We start from the raw sequence: 17,899 nt of genomic DNA, 5'->3' as shown, positions 1-17,899 counted from the left end.
CAAGCGAAGAGGGGGCTATGATCTACAGAATTCTTCAATTACGAATTACGAACTACGAATTACAAATTATTTAATCGCCACCTAATTCCACTAGTTTGCCAATATTGAAGTCTATTTTTACCCATCCTTTGAGTTGTTGCAGATTCTTCAGCAAAAGTAAAGGAATTTGCCAATGATGCAAAGTCAAAAATGGTATAGGGTCATCAAGACTGTAAATAGCATCAGTGCCCCGCACTAAAGTATTAACCGATGTTTGCAGTTGTTTCCAAGAACGAATACCAGTTAGTCGCCAGATTTCGTGATAGAGGAAGTAAGTCGGTTTGCTACTTGCTAGAGGTTCTAGAGGTGCAGCTAGGGGAGTTTCACCAAGATAGGCATCTGCAACACCGGGGTGATTGTAGAACATTGTAATTGCCGAATGGGTACGGGGATTGCATTCAATGGCGTAAACAGTACCGTCTTCAGCTTGGATAAAGTCGAAAGAAACTTGCCCAGTCAGTGCCAAACTCTTGACGAAGTGTTGCACCCATTGACGGATTTGGGGATTTTCGACGTTTTCATAGTTGATTTGAAACGCAGAAGAGTTTGAACAGCAATGCAATCTTAATTCCCCATCGCGCACTGTACTATGTGTGCATAATTCAATACCCGGAATAAACTCTTGCATAATCCAAGGTTTTTCTGGACTGATGGGTAAACTATTGACAAAGGCTGCTGTTTCTTCTGGGGTGTCGCAGGGAAGTTTGGTTAAATTTAAGCGGCGAACGGAGTCGTAATCAATACTTTTAAGAATATATTTGCGGGTTTCTTGACTAAAATTGAAATTGATAACTTGTTGAGGATCGGTGATTTTAAACGATTTGGGGACAGATAAACCAAGCGATCGCGCCCGATCGGTAAAGGCAAATTTATCATCCAACATTTTGGTTATATCTGGATCGAAGTGGAAAACTTCGCAGTATTCTGATAATACAGGCTTTGCTAAAGAGTCATAATAGCTAGCGACAGGACTGCATACAGGTACGTAAACGTCAACCTTTTCTTTTTTGACGATTTCTACTAGCGCCTGGATATAGCCTTCAGGATCTTCTTGTGGAGCCGGAACCGTATAAAAACGACTTACCGCCTTTGAAAATCTATGACCAGACAACCAGTATTTGTGACCTTCAATCAAAATAACTCTGTGTCCTGCGGCATGGAAAGAGCGAGCAAGTTGCAACGCTTTAGTCATCTTGGCTCCACTTACCAAGATAGTTTGAGGATGAGCAGCTACGACAGCTTTTTTCGTAAACGGCGAGCGCACAATGCCCCACAGCAAAGATATCAATACTATCAAAGCATTGAACGGCAAGGCTATTAGTAATAATGTCAGAGTACCGAGAGTTTTGAATAGAGCTACTACCTTTACGCTAACACCTGTTGATGACGTTGGAGATTGAGGTAGAGATAAAGAAATTGATTGTGCCATAAGTCTTTCCAGTCTTTCCTTTGTGTTTATTGTAGAGACGTTGTATTGCAACGTCTCTACAAACTTCGCTACACCACGCGTCTAATTAGGGTTACACCATCTCGGATGGGTAATAGAACTTGCTCTACACGAGGATCGGCGGCGACAATACGGTTGAACTGAGCGATCGCTTCACCATTAACAGTACGTTGTTCGGGTGGTAGGTAAACTTGTCCCTGCAACAAAGTGTTATCCACACAGATTAACCCGTCGGGAGTCAGTAAGTTACTATCCAAAATGATCTGGAAGTAATCTACATACTCTTTTTTATCTGCATCAATGAAGATCAGATCGAATACTTCTTTTCTAGCAGCTAGCTTGTGGAGTGTTTCTAAGGCAGGTGCTACTTCTACAACGATTTTGTTGCCGTGGGGAGACTCACTAAAGCAAGCTTGAGCAAATTCAGCAACATAAGGATCTACTTCGCAACCGATAAGTTGCCCATCACTTGGTAATGCTTCTGCCATTGCTAAAGCTGAATACCCTGTGAACATTCCTACTTCTAGAACACGCTTTGCTTTAGTGATATGAACAAACATTTTCAATGTCTGTCCTTCCAAATGTCCTGAGAGCATTTCCTGCTCTAGTTGACGCACTGTTTCACCATCGCTGAAGCGTTTGCTCCAGTCTTCAATGCTTGTTTTTTGCGCTAATGCTGTCAATGCGCTCGATTCGGGGGTGGTGTAATCATCCAAGTAGGGATCTAAACCCGCCGCTAATTGAACTCCCTGCCGCAAAGAATCTAATATCTCTACGGGAATGTTGTTCTCTTCTGCTAATTTTAGGGTTTGCTGTAGCTGCGCTACTAAGATGCTATGTGGCGTTATCGGTCTAGCTGTTTCTCGTCCTAAAACACTCGTCATATCTTCACACCCCTACTAGCTTGCCTTTTTGACTTTCAATGTATGCGTCAACCCCTTCTCCGCCACGAGGGTATTTAGCACAAAGACGTTTGTGTTCAGCTAGGGCAGCATCAAGTTCTTCACGAGTCAGATCGTTAGCAAAGAAGCACTCACCAATCGGACAAGGCATGGCTGCGCGTTGTTTGCCATCTCGTGTCAAACTTATAGACTGAGTAGCATCCCAGAGCAAATCCCCATCCAGTAGAGGATGATCGAGTGATAAACCGATGCGACTCATCAAGTCTAGGATGCGATCGCGCTCTCCTGTTGAAATATAGCCGCGTTGTGCTGCAATGGTTGCAGACAAAGCCATATCTATATTGACTGCATGACCATGATATAGAGGTATTTGAGGTGCTAATTCTAGGGTAGGACTCCAAGTATGACCGTAGGCAATGACGCGATCGAGGTCTAGTTCGTGCAAGTTAGGAGTCTCTAACTCCAACATAGTTTTGATTGCCTCGTAATTGACTTTATGGGCAATCTCTTTAATTTCTGGTGTCGCATTCACGTGTCCAAAGTGAGTGGACAGCAGTTCTTCGCCATATTCGTATAGCAGTTCAAAAACTTCAGAGTTAGACACTACCGCAATTTTTACTAACTCTGCCATCCCATTACGAACTTGAGCCGTTGGCAAGGTTTTTAAGAATGAGAAATCCAGGATTACTTTTAAAGGTGCATGATATGCTCCCAAGCGATTTTTCAACTTGCGATGATTAACTGCTACCTTAATCGCTACACCTGCATCGATCAAACCAATCAACGTAGTAGGAATGCGGATATAGTTGCTCTTGCGGCGGTAAGAAGCGCAAGCAAAACCAGCCACATCAGTAACTAAACCACCGCCGACAACTAAGACTGGTTCTTTACGAACTAAGCCAAAATCCGAAAAAGCGTCAACAATTTTTTCAAACGTTGCCAGGGTTTTAGCTGGCTCTGTAATGATGATCGGAAATACCGTCAGTTCAATATCATAGTGTCTAAAATATGACCTGATTTGATCGCCATAAAGTTCATGGACATTGGCATCAATCACAGTCAGACAGCGACCAAATTTTGCATAGCTATCTGCAATTTCTCTGTTTTCAATATCAAATGCACCGTTGACATAGACAAGACTAAAATCAATTTTTTCGTAACCTTGCACGTGAAACGCAGATTCAGTAGCTTCAAATGATGCTTGAACTTTATTCATGTGTGTTGACCTTATTCCAATTACAAAATTGTGAGATTTAGGTAATAATTGCGATTTACCCTAATGTATGCCAGCAAAGAACTACGCCTTTCACTTTTTCAGATAAAAGACAGACCAAAATTAGTTTTTAATAAAAAGCTAACGCTTATTGCTGACTGGCAATGTTATTAAACAACATCATTCATTTGAGTGAATTCTATAGATGGGTTAACCTTTAATTCGGCATAACCTCAAGCAAGCCAACTTGATCCACTAGCAATATATTGGCATAATACTTGCCTGCTTCTTCTGTGGATTATTGACTTTAATTTTGGGAAATTCATCTGAATTCAGATTTATTCCACTATATTTAAATATAGTGGCTTTCCAACTGTACGATTCCGTAAGAATTCTAGCCGAGACAACTGATTATATAGTTGATCTCCAAGCTTTAATTTGAGATTAGAACCTTGATTAATCGTTAGTTGGCTGTTTCTTAGCATTAGTCTCAAACCTTATATTACTAAACTCGCTACATTCTATTTGCTTCAGAAGAACAGTGGACTTTTAGGAAGTTTAACTGAAGTTTATCTGAGTTTTTATTAACTCCAATATATTTGTCTCTAGCAGCTTTCCGAGCATTAGACTTTACAAAACTTATATCCTAGTAAACTACTCATATTCTTTATCATTATCTATCTCCAGGCTGACACTTGATATTACAGGCATGATTAATCCTCATCTCGCTGTTTTTTTGCATTAGTCTCAAACCATAAAATGGCTCAAAACAAAAATGACTTACTGCATTCTATTCAGAATAGCAGTATAGTACTTCCTTATTAAGTAAATTTAGTGTTCAGTATTTGACATACTTACCTCAGCAACTCCTGAAAATTCAGAATTTAAATATATCTGAGTTACTAGTAACAAAATTTTAACTTTTTTAAGGAACAGTTGTGTGTGTTAAAGGTTTCCAAGTTTGCTTAAATTGCTTTCTTAGTCCTAAATTAAGCCTTTTCAGGCTAAACTAGCAAATAGTTTACTAGTTGGTTACTGATAAGTTCAACACAAATCATAACATTACATTAATACAAATCATAACATTTGTAAATATATTTAAGTCAATCCACCATACGAAGGGTACTGGATAACCAGACATCGACAAAAAGATATGTCTTAAGATAGATATCTTATACAACAAGATATTTTGTGCAGAATCTATACTAAGAAACATCTGGTGAATTTAATTATGCGTTGCGTTGCCCGAAATCCGTCGCTTTGTCGGTTCTAGATGCACATACATACAATGTTTCACCTTCGTGGACATAGTTCACGGGTAAAAGATCGCAGTTTAGCGGATGAAATCAACAGTACACTAATTCACACAGATAGCAAAATATTGCCACAATATGCGATCGCAACTGGTATAGTTTAAGAAATCATGGAACACACGCTGTGTTTGTATCATATCTGCGTTGAAAACTGACAACGTTACTTTTGTGATAGATAGCTGTCAAAGGAGAGAATTTACGGGTGCGATCGCTTAGTTACTTTACAATATAAAAAGTTGAGTATTTATAACAGGGAAAATTTATTTAAAAAGTAATTTAACTAATCTTAATATTTATCAATTTAAAAAATATTGGGATTGAGTTCATAATTCATGGGCAACTTAACATACAATTGGTGTAAAAATTAGCGTGGCAAACTTATAAATTTGCTTACCCGTTGTAGGCATATCCTTGTAAAATATGTAAACCAAGTACTAATTCCTAATAGCTTAAACGTGTCTTCTATGGCAATATGGATGTCAGGAAATATATTGTCCCAAACAATTGATAATCCAAAAAAGAAAATAGCAGACAACAAAATTAGAAATTCAGTTCTCTTCAGTATTCTTTTGAATTTAATAAAAAACATTGAAGTAATTGCAATATAGATTATGTAAATTACACTTTCATTAATATGTAAATAATCAGGAAAAACACTATCATGTATTAAGAAAAAGTCATCAAAGAGCAACAAACAGGTTATTAGTCCAGAAAACAAAAAGAATGATGAATATTCTTTAGCTCTAATATCATTTTTAAGTAAAATGTAACTAAAAATACAGATTGATGCCGAAGAGCACCAAAGTAATATACCAATATTTGAGAAAAATCCCAGATAAAAAGGCATATTCATGATGGCAGATGGATCTCTTGTCAAATCTTCTGTAGGTACTTTAGCTTTTAATTGCAGGAATATTGAAATTAAAGAAAATGGAATGATTGTTATTAAAAATGTTAATAATAAAATTTTGATTTGATGGATATAGCTTGATTTTTGAATAACTAAGTTTGTCATGGGTTTCTATTGTGATTATCTAGAACACTTCTTGCAGATTTTTAAGTATTTTTGTTGGATATCTTAATATCTGCTATGAAAGTATGATTTTTCTGCTCGTGTAAAGATTACTAGTAAGGACAAATGGGGTGTGTGACTCATAAGCATACATTTAGGCATCAACCCAGATACTTATTAAACACATTTAAGTATTCATTAGGTACTAAAAAGTATCATTTTAAACTTGCTTGACAATCTGGTTAAGAGGTTAAATGTTAAATGCTTGATTTACAAGGGTCTAGAATTAAGATAAGGTTAATAAAATAAAATCAACAAGTACAGATTATTTCATACAGCAAAAAAATATTCAAGTTCTTTGTGTCTTAATTTTTTTAAATTTTTGATGAAGCTTGCTATCTTAAATGTGCATAATTTAGGTTAGTTATGGATGCTAAAGAATTGCTCAAGCGTTATGCTGCTGGAGAAAGAGACTTTAGTGGGATGAATTTGCAAGAGGCTGACTTGAGTGGAGCTAATCTGAGCGGGGCTAACTTAAGTCGAGCTAATCTATTGGCGGCTAATTTGAGTGAGGCTAATTTGAGTTGGGCTAATCTTAGTTATGCTAAATTGAGCCTGGCTAGTTTCATTGGTACTAATTTGGAGGGTGCTAATGTGACTGATGCTGACATAGTTGGCGTCAGATTTGAAAATGCCAACCTCAAAGGGTCTTACCTTAGTGATTTCGGCTATATAAACAATGCGTTGTTCCAAAATACTATTGTGGGTGATAGTAGGATTATCGTCGGCCCAGAGATAATTCATGGATGAATATTCTTGGTTACTCTATCAGCCAATAGGAAGCTAATCAAATAAGAATTTTTATACAGCAGTTTTCAAGTAGATGAGGTACAAAATAACTGAAGTGTCTGCTTCAACATCCGATATTGCTTGACAAGTTAATTTCGATAGAAAAAATTGAGTATTTCTAAGCAGATAAAACCTATTTAAATTACTTTTTATAAAAACTTAAGATTTCTTAACTTAGTTTAAAAAATCTTGGTATTGGCTTCAGAATATAAGAGCATCGCTTTGTAAAGGTTAGTTGATATTAGTTGTCAAACCGCTGGTGAAGTTAGAAACTAAAGAAATACAACACACGCAATTATTTTATGACTGCTATTTCTAACCTAGAATTCAAACGACCAATTTGGCAAACCGCGATCATATTGACCTTGGGCTTTTGGCTCAGTGCTAGTCTAGTTTTAGACTGGGTAATTATGCCTAGCCTTTATCTTTCTGGGATGATGAGTCAAGCTGGTTTTACGACAGCAGGCTATACGATTTTTTGGAACTTCAATCGGATGGAATTATTATCAGCTGCTGTAGTCCTGACTGGGACACTAGCTTTGAGCAAAACCCGATATCACTGGAGTATTGGCAGTATTGTTTTATCTGTACTGCTGCTAACTATAGCTGTCCTTGACACCTATTTCTTAACTCCGCAGATGTGCGCTATAGGAGTTCAACTCAACCTATTTGAAGCTGCTGCTGCTATTCCGTCGACAATGAATTTACTACACGCTAGTTATTGGGTACTGGAAGTAGTGAAGCTGGTAGCTGGTGGTACACTTTTAAGCTGGTGCTGGCGGGAGCAATTTTAAGTAGATGGAGAAGTATAACGGTGAGAGTTTCCACTTATAAATCTCACGCCAAAGACGCAAAGAATTTCTTTGCGTCTTTTTGCTACATATATCTTATGAGTTAATGAATGTGATGTTTACGACGGGCTACGCCTACGCGTACAATTTCGTATTTATGTTTGTGATTTTTCAAACTTGGGATTTTTTGGATAAATTCCTACCATAAAAATGATTCAGTTTTTTATAAGTGTAATTCAATAAGCAGACATATAATTATCTTTTACTATACATTTTCAGCTTTCCCGGACATTTAAACAAATAAATATTTATAACAATTTTCTGGAAAATGATATCAATTAGTTTTCATGTTTAATTTACTGATTTATCATGAAGTTTACATATTTCTGCTAACTTTTTTTGAAAATTATAGTAACCTAAGTTTTAGTGAGTATGTTACTTGTTATCTACCATCTAGCTGAAAACAGCTATTTTGCAGGTATCTACTACTAATCAAGAATTGTCCTGTAAGTTCTTGAATTTGTCACTCCAATTTGTGCAGGATGACTATTTAGCCCCACACAACATTAGAACCCGTTTCCAGTACTTATGAAGAGATTCCCTTCTGCTGATTTGGTCGCCTGTGCATCTCACCACACACCATCATGGCGACAATTATCAGCAAGCTCATTCTTGGCCGGAAGTTTGCCATTCTCTTGTGCAAGTGATAATTTTGCCGAATCCCGACACTAAGAGTTGCTCTACAATCACAAACTTAAGTAAGATATTGAACTTTTGGAATGCTTAGTTTTCAATAATACTTTTTCTTTTGTGAAGTTATCCTCAAGAATAAACTTCTTGAAAAAGTACCCGATGACTTTCGTCACGGATATAAAAACATACTTTCTCAGCGCGGAATTAATGCCTACAAGCCTTGATGGAGAAACATTTACGTTTACATTAAAGTAGATTTAGGTTGCTCCAGACTTTAGGATTAGGGACAAAAAACTTTTGCAAGAGAACTAAAGTATCTATAATTTTAGGCTACAAAATACGGATAACAATGATACTTTTGTGACTGATGGGCGAGAGCCAATGGTCTTTGTGTGGCACTTGAGTTACTGTTAGATTGGCTAGATTAGTTAAAGATACAGAAAACCAATCTAATTTTTGAAATACTATATCCTGGCAGCTAGTCGGGCAATTTTGCTATTGGTCAGTAGCATGAATTGGTTTAGTTGTAAGTTGTGGATTATAGCTTAACAGAGATTGGGGAATTAAGAGTTGGGGGGTGTGGAATCTCTGTACTAACTCAAATATGACCGTTATATTTATCTGAAAAGTGCTTCCAAGAAAGTCACGGTGAATTCCGAAAAGGTAATTCACTAATTTTACCTGCAAATATTAATTTTATTCCAGAGCGATCGCAATGAAAACACTTCCGATTAGTAGATACAGATTTTTTCAAAAGCTCCAGCCCCTAACTTTGTTGAAAAAAATCACTGGTAAGTCGGTTACTGGGTGTTTACAGGTGTTTAGCACATCAGGCTCTTGGTCAATATATGTAGATGAAGGGAAATTAATTTATGCCAGCTACTCAGAGAAAATGTTTGAGCCGCTTTACAGAAATTTGCAACGCTTGAGTCAGCAAATTTCTACTCTCCCTGACGGAATCAAAGACCAGTTGCGGGCGATATTTGAAACTGGTATTGAAAATCAGGCAATACCGAACCCAGATTATCTGGCGATTTGTTGGTTAGTTAATCAGAAATATATTAGTTCTTCTCAAGCAGCAATGCTGATAGAGCAATTGGCGCTAGAAGTTATAGAGTCATTTCTGAATTTAGAGGAGGGAAGTTATGAATTTATTCCTGAGAGCTTTCTAGATGATATGCCAAAGTTTTGTCATCTAAATGTTCGTTTATTAGTTGAACGGTGTTTAACGCCCCGAAATGTTCGCGTTAGCGTCTCTGAAAGAGAAGCGGTTTATCGTCAAACTTCACCAAATTATCAATCACATACCTCACAATTTTTCCAAATAAATGAGCTACAATCTAAAGCCAAAACTACGCCAAAGTTGCCTAAAATACACGGATCTAAACCAGCAACCTACTCGATTAATACCCATGAACACAGAGGTCAGCAAATAATCCAACCGCCTGCTGACAGAAAAATCTACACAATCTTGTGTATTGATGACAGTCCTACGGTATTGAATGCTATTAAAAGTTATTTAGATGAGCAGACTTTTTCTGTTATCGGAGTCACTGATTCCTTAAAAGCTCTAATGCAGATTATCCGGATAAAACCCGACATAATTTTGTTGGATATATCAATGCCTAATCTCGATGGATATGAACTCTGCTCTTTGCTGCGTAAACACTCATATTTTAAAAATACACCTGTAATTATGGTGTCAGAAAAAGTAGGATTTCTAGATAGAGCTAAAGCTAAGATGGTGAGAGCATCAGGCTATTTAACTAAGCCTTTTAAACAAGGAGATTTACTAAAAGTTATTTTTCAACATATTGTTTAATTTCCTAATATAGCAAGTCAATCCATTTAAACAGCCTATTATTTTAGATATTTAAGGTTGAATATTATCTGCTTCCCTATCATTATAGTTATAGAATATTATCTGAGTGAGTTAAATTTAATTAGTCATTCTCTCCTAATAAATAAGGCAGGAGGCAGAAGGAAAGAAGATTTGACTTGTTTCTTCCATCCATAACGGAAGCAAGCGCGTCCGTAAACAGCTTATATCATGTCCAGCTAAATACTTGTCATTTGTCATTACGATCGCAGCGATCGCGGAGTAAAGTAATCGCATCCGAAGTGATTGCAACTCTTAGAGACGCTTTGCGAACGTTCCACTCTGTTCCACTCGCAATGACATATTGTAAGTGATTAACCGAAAAGTTGGTAGGGTTATTTTTCCTGAAATGTCCAGACTCCTTCATCCCAATCTGATTCTGTTGGGGGTGATTGTAACCAATGCTGACAACGCAACAGATGTAACATAGCAGCTTTGTCCTGGCTGTCTGCTGCCAAAACTAGGGCAAATTCAGCTCTAGCACGGTTAAAATCGCGTTTGAGGTAATATTCGCGTCCTTTGTGATAATGCTCAATCACTTGCAATTTTTCGCTTTCAATTGGATTGGAACGCAAACCCAGTAATTCGTATATGGCTACTGGTTCGTTTCTACCTTTGACACGAATGTAATCTAGTTCCCTAGCCCAAATATTATCTTGGCAAGGTTTAAAAGTGTTATGGCTAATAATAATATCGCAACCATACTGTTTACTAACACTTTCTAATCGGGAGCCAAGATTAACGCCATCACCAATGGCGGTAAATTCCATCCGTTTACTAGAGCCAATATTCCCACTAATCACGGTATCTGAGTTAATGCCAATGCCAATTTTAATTCTGGGCTTATCATCTATATGGCGACGTTGATTAAATTCGTGCAAGCGATCGCGCATTTCTAAGGATGTTTGTACTGCCATCCAAGCGTGTTCTTCTAATGGTAGAGGAGAACCAAATACAGCCATGATGGCATCGCCGATATATTTGTCAAGAGTGCCTTTATGTTTAAAGACTGCCTCCACCATTGATTCAAAATATTCATTGAGCATACTCACCACTTCTTCTGCTTCCAAGTTTTCTGTTAATGTGGTGTAACCGCGAATATCGGAAAACAAAATCGAAACTTCTTTGCGATCGCCTCCGAGTTTAGCGTCATCTAATTTCAGCAATTCTTCGGCTAATTCCTGGGTCATGTAGCGGTACATCGTACTCTTGAGCCGCTTTTCATCACTAATATCTTCCATCACCACCAGCGCCCCACGGACTTGCTCTTGGTCGCTAGCATCGGCAATAGTGTTAATCGATAAATTAATACTATGTTGTTCTGTACCAGTGCTAAGAAGTGTGCGATCGGGGTAATATTGCTGGCGACCTTTTAAGTCAACTGCATGTAAAGCATCCTGATACCACTTGCTAAAGTCGCCTTCTTTGATGCCAATGACATCATTAACTAATTTACCTTCTAAACGGTCATCTACTCCCAGTCCTAGCAAACGTTGGGCGCTTTCATTGGCGGCGATAATTAACCCAGTTTTATCAGTGGAAACCACTCCATTGGAAAGACTACGCAGAATATCCCGTTGCATTTGTTCTTGTTGCTTGACTGTGGCAAACAACTGAGCATTTTGCAGCGCGACTCCCGCTTGAATATTAAAAGCTTCCATGAACTCTTCATCGTTGCGGTCAAAGCTAGCTTGGAAGCAGTCGGGAGCTTTGGGCCAATCAGCTGGATTATAAGGGGGAAAATCCCCGGATTTCTTTTTATTTACGAGTTGGGTAACGCCAATCAGTTGTTGATCGGCATTAAATACTGGCATACAAAGCAAGCTACAGGTGCGATAACCATTTTGCTGGTCTAGTTTTTGGGCTGTTTCTGAGTCAGGATCGTAGTACAAATCAAAGCCAATATTCAGTTTCTTGCCAGAAGCCGCTACTATCCCAGCAAAGCCTTTACCTACAGGGACTCGTAACTCTTTTGTTGAACCATCATCCTGAGTGATTTTCGTCCACAATTCATCGCGATCGCGATCTATTAACCATAGTGTACTGCGATCGGCATTCATCAGTTCCTTGGCTTCATCCATTACCCGTTTGAGGGTGTCTTCTAAGTCGAGACTGCTTTGAGAGAGAGACTTGATTGCCTTCATCAACGCCGCCACTGCTCTTTGTTTTTGGGTGGCTACATAAAAAGAGCGCGAAGACTCTAAAATCAGGCGAATCGAAGGGGCAAATTCTTGAAATAATTGTTCGTCGGCAGAAGTAAAACCTTTGGTATCAATGCGCTCTGCAAGTGGAGCGTCGTGATTATTTACAGATTTTAATTTATTCAGTAATTGTACTACTGCAACTAATTGCCCATGTTCATTTAAGAGTGGCAAAGCTAACATGGTGTAGGTGCGATAGCCAGTTCTCTTTTCTTGCTCTTGGGCAAAATGCGATCGCGGATCGTTATAAAAATCAAAGGGAATATTAATAACTTCTTTAAAAGTGGCGACTTCACCACCAATACCTTTATTAGCGGGGATGCGAATTTCTAAAGAGCGACCGCCCTCACCCTCAGCTAGAATTGACCAAAGTTCTTGTTTTTCTTCATCCAATAAAAATATCGTCGTCCGGTCTGCCCCCAGTAATTCCCCGGTTTTCAAGGTAATCGAATGCAACATTTCTTGCAGAATGGTTTCAAACCCTTGAGAATCAAGCATTGATAGGGTTTGATGAACAATCTGTAATTTTTGCTCGACATCCTTAACGACCTGTTTAAAAGTATCCTGAGTCAGGGGAGCAAGAAACGTAGAAAAAGTTCCTTGTCTTGTGGCAAGAGCACCCACAGGAGCAGATTTTGCTGGTAATTCGAGGTTTTCTTGGTTGTGAACACCAATAATCAAATCGGTGGTCTCCCCACAACTTCCTTGATACGCTGACATAACTGGTATTTTATATAACAGAATGAGGTTTTAGATTTAACAATGAGATTAAATTTATGTAAGTGGTGTTAAAAGCAACAATTGCTTGACATTATCCATAGTTTAATCGCTTGTTTAGCCAGCGTCATCCTGTGAATAAACGCTCAAGCTGATTACCAACAAGCATGGCTTGAGCAAAACCCCTTCCCCTTGGTGGATACAGATGATAAATAGAGGGTCAGACCCCTCATAGAAACGAAAAAACAATGTTTTCCGTAGAGGATTGATTGTTAGTGTTGCGTTGTAAGATTTTGCAAGGGCACACTAATGAGCATTGCTGTATCCGTAAGATATAGTCGATTTATCTGAAAAATGCTGTAGTTTATAAGTAATTATACGGTTATTGTATGACCTCTGGCTCAACTGCGATCGCTTCCTATCGCAGATATATATGTCAGCCGGAAAAAGAAGTGCTGAGTAAAAAATAATAGTACAGGTCGGCGGTAATAAACCACTCTATTTGTCTGTTGTGATGCCTGTGTCCGACTACCAGAGCAAACGCATCTTATTTCCTAATAAAAACTAAACATATAAAAGCACATTTCTACATCGATGTTTTTGGTCTAGTCGCTCCCTTGTTTACATAAAATCATTCAGAATCAAAACTCGAAAAAGGATTTGTACAATAGAAAGAATAAGGATTATCATAATCACGATAGTGAGGTACTGTAAACTTATTATTATCTTCAGAAGCTTTTATTCGGCAATATGGTTCTAAATTGAGGTCAATCATATAATCGTTACCACCTCCTAAAGAAGGTTTAACTTCTTTGGTTTTTTTTGAAACTGAAAAATGACAAACCCATCGATGTACTGGATAAGCATGTGGTTTGTTTGTTAAAATTTCAGCCCTTCCTGGTTTTATAGTATCTCCTTTACTCTTGTCAAAAAGAGAGTTATTTTTAGCATATTTTTCCATTTGCACTACTATAGTACTGTGTTTACATACTTCGTTCATTTCCATTTTTTTATCAGCACCTTTTTTATTGTACTCTTCATTAATGTATTCACCAAAAACAGGCGTATATCTCAAATAAATTTCCCTTTTAGATATATTTTTATTTTCATCTTCTATTGAGTATTCACAACTAAATGGTAACAAATTCACATTCTTACTATCCTCGAATGCTTTATAAGAACCAGTTACAGTACCTGATTTTTTCTTTGTTTCTAATTCTTCTTCTATCAGTTTTATGGTTTCTTGACATATTTTATTTTGATAAGTAGAATCGGAAATTCTATTGATTATAAAATTTTGATACAAATTTCCACTAGTTAAGAATACAATCAAAAATATTAATGAATTAGCAATAAAAGGATGATTACTTAAAAAATGTGCAAAAAATGTACTATTTATAAACTTAAAATAAGGAGAGTTAGGAAAAATACTATTAAATAAGTTATAAAAAACATTACTTTGCTTAGAAGTATTCGGGTCTGATGTATTAGAAGTATTTGGGTCTGATGTATTAGAATAACTTGGGTCTGGTGTATTAGAAGAATTTTGGTCTGGTGTATTGGAAGAACTTGGGTCTGGTGTATTAGAAGAATTCGGGGCTGGTTTCTTAGGTGTATTGGACATAACGTTAATTTTTAATTATTTGGATAGGTTTTTAATTTAACTTTAAACATTGAAAATAAGAAAAATTTTCCTCTAGTTATCAGAAGTAATCTTCATGCAAATACATTGAGTCTAATGACGACCCATTTGGTTAAAATCCCTATCTGCTTTAATACAATCTATCTTTCTTGACTCATTGTAAGTGCCATCAATCATATCGATTCGGCAGTTATTATACTCATGATTTTAAGTCACAGTAATTTCTTGTTCGTTGTAATAGTTTTGACTATTCAGAGTTGAATACAAATCCTAAATGGTTTATTACGTTTTACGAGGAAAAAATCTATCTTAGGGAATAGTGAGAATGAGAGACCATTTATACAGTAAATTTTTAAGCGGCTAGACGATGTAGGATAATGCGAGCCATAACGACATATATAGTAGCCTTACTCATTTCACAAAGGCGTTTGTAATCCTTGCTGAGACGATGATACTGATTGAGCCAGTATCTGTAAACTGTTGAACTGGGTGGGAAATCTCCAGGAAGCATATTAGACTTCTTGGCATTTGTCGGGGTAAAGGGGAAGGTGGGGCCCCCTCTGGGGATAAGGGGCAGGGGAAAAGGGTAAAGAAACTCAAAATCCTTTCCCTTTAACCTTTTTCCTTTTCCCTAAGAGTGCAAAAATATATTTTTGTAAGAGGTCTATTCTATGTACATACACTGTCTTCAAAGTACCCTATCTTTGCGATTTCCCTTAACCCACCACCTTTATATTTACTTTATAAATAGCCTTTAAGGACTAAAGTCCTTACTACCAACTGCTTATCAATCAATTTAGTATTGACAGAGTACTACTAGCTCATAGATATTTATTTTTATACGGATAGAGTTAATTAAAAATATTAAGCACAATATTATCTCAGCCAAACATAAATATAAAATCAGATTCAATCTTTGAATTTAACCCATATATTACATGGGCTGGAACATTCACCCTATTATTGGAAATCCACAGGATTATTTTAATGAAAAAATTAAATACTCAAGTATTTTTAGGCTTGATAGGTGCATTTTTGGCAGTCGGATATTCCAGTTTGCTGGCTAGAGAAATTCCCATACAGAGTACATCAAACCTGAGAAAGGATTTATTAGCACAGTCAGAAACTAACCCGAATGTCAATGAGTATCTGGAGAAAAATAAACCAGAAAGTTATAACGCTCTGAAAAGGCAGTTAGATGCAGCGATTGAGGATGCAAAAAGACCGAGTGAACATAAAGTAGTAAAAAACCTTTGGCCATTGTCAAAAACTAATCCTCAAATAAAGTGGAGAGAAAATAACGGCAAAATTGAATATCTGATGGCGAGTTGGAAATATGTCAAAAACCCAACTGAGGATTGGAAAGTAGGTACAAAAAAAAGCATAGAAGCACGGACTTGGTTAACAGCTGTTCCTCAAGTTAAAGAATTTTGTCAAAATTGTAAGGGAATCGGTATAAATATTCCCGGTAATATTATGCTTTCTCTGAGGTTACAGCAGTATTTAGGCTTAATTTTAAATAGAAATTCAAATAAGACGCATTTTGTAGAAATGTGGGTGAAAGCTGAAGATTTAAGTAGACCATGTGTCGATCCAGAAATTAATGATTCTAGTTGTAATGTTTTTGAGATTCCGATTCCTGCTAGTTATCCAATTTTGCAAGAGATATATACAACTTCTTATGCAATTGCTAACCAAGAACATTATCCTTGGACAGGTTTAGGTTACACCTATGATTGGGGAAATCCAAAAAAACCTCGTGAAGGAGCTAGTGAGTTTCTGATTGACGGAACTCAAGAAAAACCGATAGAAGTAGAAGTTGTTTCAGTCACAGCGACGAAAGAATATTGTAATAATCAATATTTAACGCTAAAAGATTAGAAATGAGCGCTCATGAAACATCTTGAAGGTAAAGTGGCTTTAGTAACTGGTGCTACGCGGGGAATTGGTAGGGGAATTGCCATTGGCCTTGGTGAAGCAGGTGCAACTATATACATTACGGGTCGCAGCCTCAACAACTCCTCCAGTGATGGGGTTTCAGGAAGCCTTAGTGAAACGAAATCAGCCATTGAGGAAGTCGGTGGTGTATGCATTCCCGTCCAAGTAGACCACAGCGACGATGAGCAGGTGCGTTTGCTTTTCGATCGCATTCAAGATGAGCAAAATGGCCAACTCGATTTACTGGTAAATAATGCTTACTCAGGAGTTCAGGCATTAAAAGACGCTCAGGGACAGCCTTTTTGGGATTCTGAACCAAGTCTTTGGGATGCTAGCAACAATGTTGGTCTTCGCAGCCACTATGTTGCAAGTGTTTTTGCGGCTCGGATGATGACTAAGCGTAAGTCTGGACTCATTTGCACCATTTCCTCGTGGGGTAGTGTGTTTTATCTATTTAATACAGTTTATGGTGTTGGTAAAGCAGCTTGCGATCGCCTAGCTGCTAATATGGCTGTTGAGTTAAAGCCCCATAACGTCACTTCTGTTTCAATTTGGCCGGGTATTGTTGGTACTGAGCTTTTTTCCAGTTTTGCTTCGGAAATGAATCAAACTAATGCTACTGACAATAATTTCTCATTTTTAAGCGATCGCTACAACTGGGAAACTCCCTTATTTACTGGACGAGCGATCGCTGCACTTGCTGGTGAGCCAAATATAATCCGCCGTACAGGACGCGTGCAGATTGTTGCCGAATTAGCTAAAAAATATAATCTTGTAGATGAAAATGGCGATCAGCCTGCATCATTACGCTCTCTGCGTTTTGTACTACCGGCTGCATTGCCTATACTGAGAAAGTACTCATGGCTCATACCTGATATTAAACTGCCGTGGTCACTGCTATTATTAAATGCCCTCGATTCGCCTAAAATTTAATAGGTATTGGGCATGGGGCATTGGGTATTGGAGCAAGTAGAGTAGACCTCTTGCAAAAATATATTTTTGCACTCTTAGGGAAAAGGGTGCATGTTAAAGGGAAAGGATTTTGAGTTTTTTTACCCTTTTCCCCCGCCCCTTATCCCCAGAGGGGGCCCCACCTTCCCCTTTACCCCGACTTTTGCAAGAAGTCTAGTTTTTATAGTTGTTCACGAATATCAAAGACTCGTCCGCGAATATCAAAGACTCGTCCACGAATATCAAAGACTCGTCCGCGAATATCAAAGACTCGTCCGCGAATATCAAAGACTCGTCCGCGAATATCAAAGA

General features: G+C 37.7%; 12 protein-coding genes. 6 read left to right on the top strand and 6 right to left on the bottom strand.

Annotated elements, in window-relative coordinates:
* Positions 1–70 precede the first annotated feature (70 nt).
* From RMY16_RS27125 to RMY16_RS27115, 3 genes are all read right to left on the bottom strand, one after another.
* Entirely contained in the window at positions 71–1,468 is a 1,398-nt protein-coding gene (locus RMY16_RS27125) for an ATP-grasp domain-containing protein (RefSeq protein WP_322738966.1), read from the bottom strand.
* 68 nt (positions 1,469–1,536) lie between these two features.
* Entirely contained in the window at positions 1,537–2,370 is an 834-nt protein-coding gene (locus RMY16_RS27120) for an O-methyltransferase (RefSeq protein ID WP_322738965.1), read from the bottom strand.
* A 4-nt stretch (positions 2,371–2,374) separates the two neighbouring features.
* Positions 2,375–3,604 (bottom strand): sedoheptulose 7-phosphate cyclase, encoded by a 1,230-nt coding sequence (locus tag RMY16_RS27115; RefSeq protein WP_322668386.1) that lies wholly within the window; start codon positions 3,602–3,604, stop codon positions 2,375–2,377.
* 1,285 nt (positions 3,605–4,889) lie between these two features.
* On the opposite strand from RMY16_RS27115, the gene RMY16_RS27110 reads away from it, so the two are divergent.
* Positions 4,890–5,018, top strand: a complete 129-nt coding sequence (locus RMY16_RS27110) for a hypothetical protein (protein WP_322668385.1) — start codon at positions 4,890–4,892, stop codon at positions 5,016–5,018.
* Between the two features lie 260 nt (positions 5,019–5,278).
* On the opposite strand, the gene RMY16_RS27105 is transcribed toward RMY16_RS27110, so the two are convergent.
* Entirely contained in the window at positions 5,279–5,929 is a 651-nt protein-coding gene (locus RMY16_RS27105) for a hypothetical protein (RefSeq protein WP_322738964.1), read from the bottom strand.
* 423 nt (positions 5,930–6,352) lie between these two features.
* Between RMY16_RS27105 and RMY16_RS27100 the strand changes: the two genes are divergently transcribed.
* From RMY16_RS27100 to RMY16_RS27090, 3 genes are all read left to right on the top strand, one after another.
* On the top strand, positions 6,353–6,736 hold the full coding sequence (locus tag RMY16_RS27100) for a pentapeptide repeat-containing protein (RefSeq protein ID WP_322738963.1): 384 nt from the start codon (positions 6,353–6,355) through the stop codon (positions 6,734–6,736).
* A gap of 341 nt (positions 6,737–7,077) precedes the next feature.
* On the top strand, positions 7,078–7,569 hold the full coding sequence (locus RMY16_RS27095) for a hypothetical protein (RefSeq protein WP_322668383.1): 492 nt from the start codon (positions 7,078–7,080) through the stop codon (positions 7,567–7,569).
* A 1,405-nt stretch (positions 7,570–8,974) separates the two neighbouring features.
* Positions 8,975–10,081: a response regulator gene (locus RMY16_RS27090; protein ID WP_322738962.1), complete on the top strand. Its 1,107-nt coding sequence runs from the start codon at positions 8,975–8,977 to the stop codon at positions 10,079–10,081.
* A 392-nt stretch (positions 10,082–10,473) separates the two neighbouring features.
* Here the strand turns inward: RMY16_RS27090 and RMY16_RS27085 are convergent, their stop codons facing one another.
* Positions 10,474–13,059, bottom strand: coding sequence for a GAF domain-containing protein (locus tag RMY16_RS27085; protein ID WP_322738961.1), 2,586 nt, complete (start codon positions 13,057–13,059; stop codon positions 10,474–10,476).
* A 628-nt stretch (positions 13,060–13,687) separates the two neighbouring features.
* Positions 13,688–14,680, bottom strand: a complete 993-nt coding sequence (locus tag RMY16_RS27080; RefSeq protein ID WP_322738960.1) for a hypothetical protein — start codon at positions 14,678–14,680, stop codon at positions 13,688–13,690.
* 1,005 nt (positions 14,681–15,685) lie between these two features.
* Here RMY16_RS27080 and RMY16_RS27070 point away from each other — a divergent pair.
* Positions 15,686–16,579: a hypothetical protein gene (locus tag RMY16_RS27070; RefSeq protein ID WP_322738959.1), complete on the top strand. Its 894-nt coding sequence runs from the start codon at positions 15,686–15,688 to the stop codon at positions 16,577–16,579.
* Between the two features lie 12 nt (positions 16,580–16,591).
* Positions 16,592–17,569: an SDR family NAD(P)-dependent oxidoreductase gene (locus tag RMY16_RS27065; RefSeq protein WP_322738958.1), complete on the top strand. Its 978-nt coding sequence runs from the start codon at positions 16,592–16,594 to the stop codon at positions 17,567–17,569.
* Positions 17,570–17,899 lie beyond the last annotated feature (330 nt).

It is taken from the genome of Nostoc sp. DedQUE12b, from assembly GCF_034530835.1.
Taxonomy (GTDB): domain Bacteria; phylum Cyanobacteriota; class Cyanobacteriia; order Cyanobacteriales; family Nostocaceae; genus Nostoc.
The sequence above is the reverse complement of the archived record's forward strand: the minus strand, read 5'-3'. Positions and strand labels throughout refer to the sequence as shown.

Bases quoted from the DNA above. Each gene is read 5' to 3' on its own strand.
- RMY16_RS27125 (WP_322738966.1), bottom strand. From the start codon at position 1,468: ATGGCACAATCAATTTCTTTATCTCTACCTCAATCTCCAACGTCATCA.
- RMY16_RS27120 (WP_322738965.1), bottom strand. From the start codon at position 2,370: ATGACGAGTGTTTTAGGACGAGAAACAGCTAGACCGATAACGCCACAT.
- RMY16_RS27115 (WP_322668386.1), bottom strand. From the start codon at position 3,604: ATGAATAAAGTTCAAGCATCATTTGAAGCTACTGAATCTGCGTTTCAC.
- RMY16_RS27110 (WP_322668385.1), top strand. From the start codon at position 4,890: ATGTTTCACCTTCGTGGACATAGTTCACGGGTAAAAGATCGCAGTTTA.
- RMY16_RS27105 (WP_322738964.1), bottom strand. From the start codon at position 5,929: ATGACAAACTTAGTTATTCAAAAATCAAGCTATATCCATCAAATCAAA.
- RMY16_RS27100 (WP_322738963.1), top strand. From the start codon at position 6,353: ATGGATGCTAAAGAATTGCTCAAGCGTTATGCTGCTGGAGAAAGAGAC.
- RMY16_RS27095 (WP_322668383.1), top strand. From the start codon at position 7,078: ATGACTGCTATTTCTAACCTAGAATTCAAACGACCAATTTGGCAAACC.
- RMY16_RS27090 (WP_322738962.1), top strand. From the start codon at position 8,975: ATGAAAACACTTCCGATTAGTAGATACAGATTTTTTCAAAAGCTCCAG.
- RMY16_RS27085 (WP_322738961.1), bottom strand. From the start codon at position 13,059: ATGTCAGCGTATCAAGGAAGTTGTGGGGAGACCACCGATTTGATTATT.
- RMY16_RS27080 (WP_322738960.1), bottom strand. From the start codon at position 14,680: ATGTCCAATACACCTAAGAAACCAGCCCCGAATTCTTCTAATACACCA.
- RMY16_RS27070 (WP_322738959.1), top strand. From the start codon at position 15,686: ATGAAAAAATTAAATACTCAAGTATTTTTAGGCTTGATAGGTGCATTT.
- RMY16_RS27065 (WP_322738958.1), top strand. From the start codon at position 16,592: ATGAAACATCTTGAAGGTAAAGTGGCTTTAGTAACTGGTGCTACGCGG.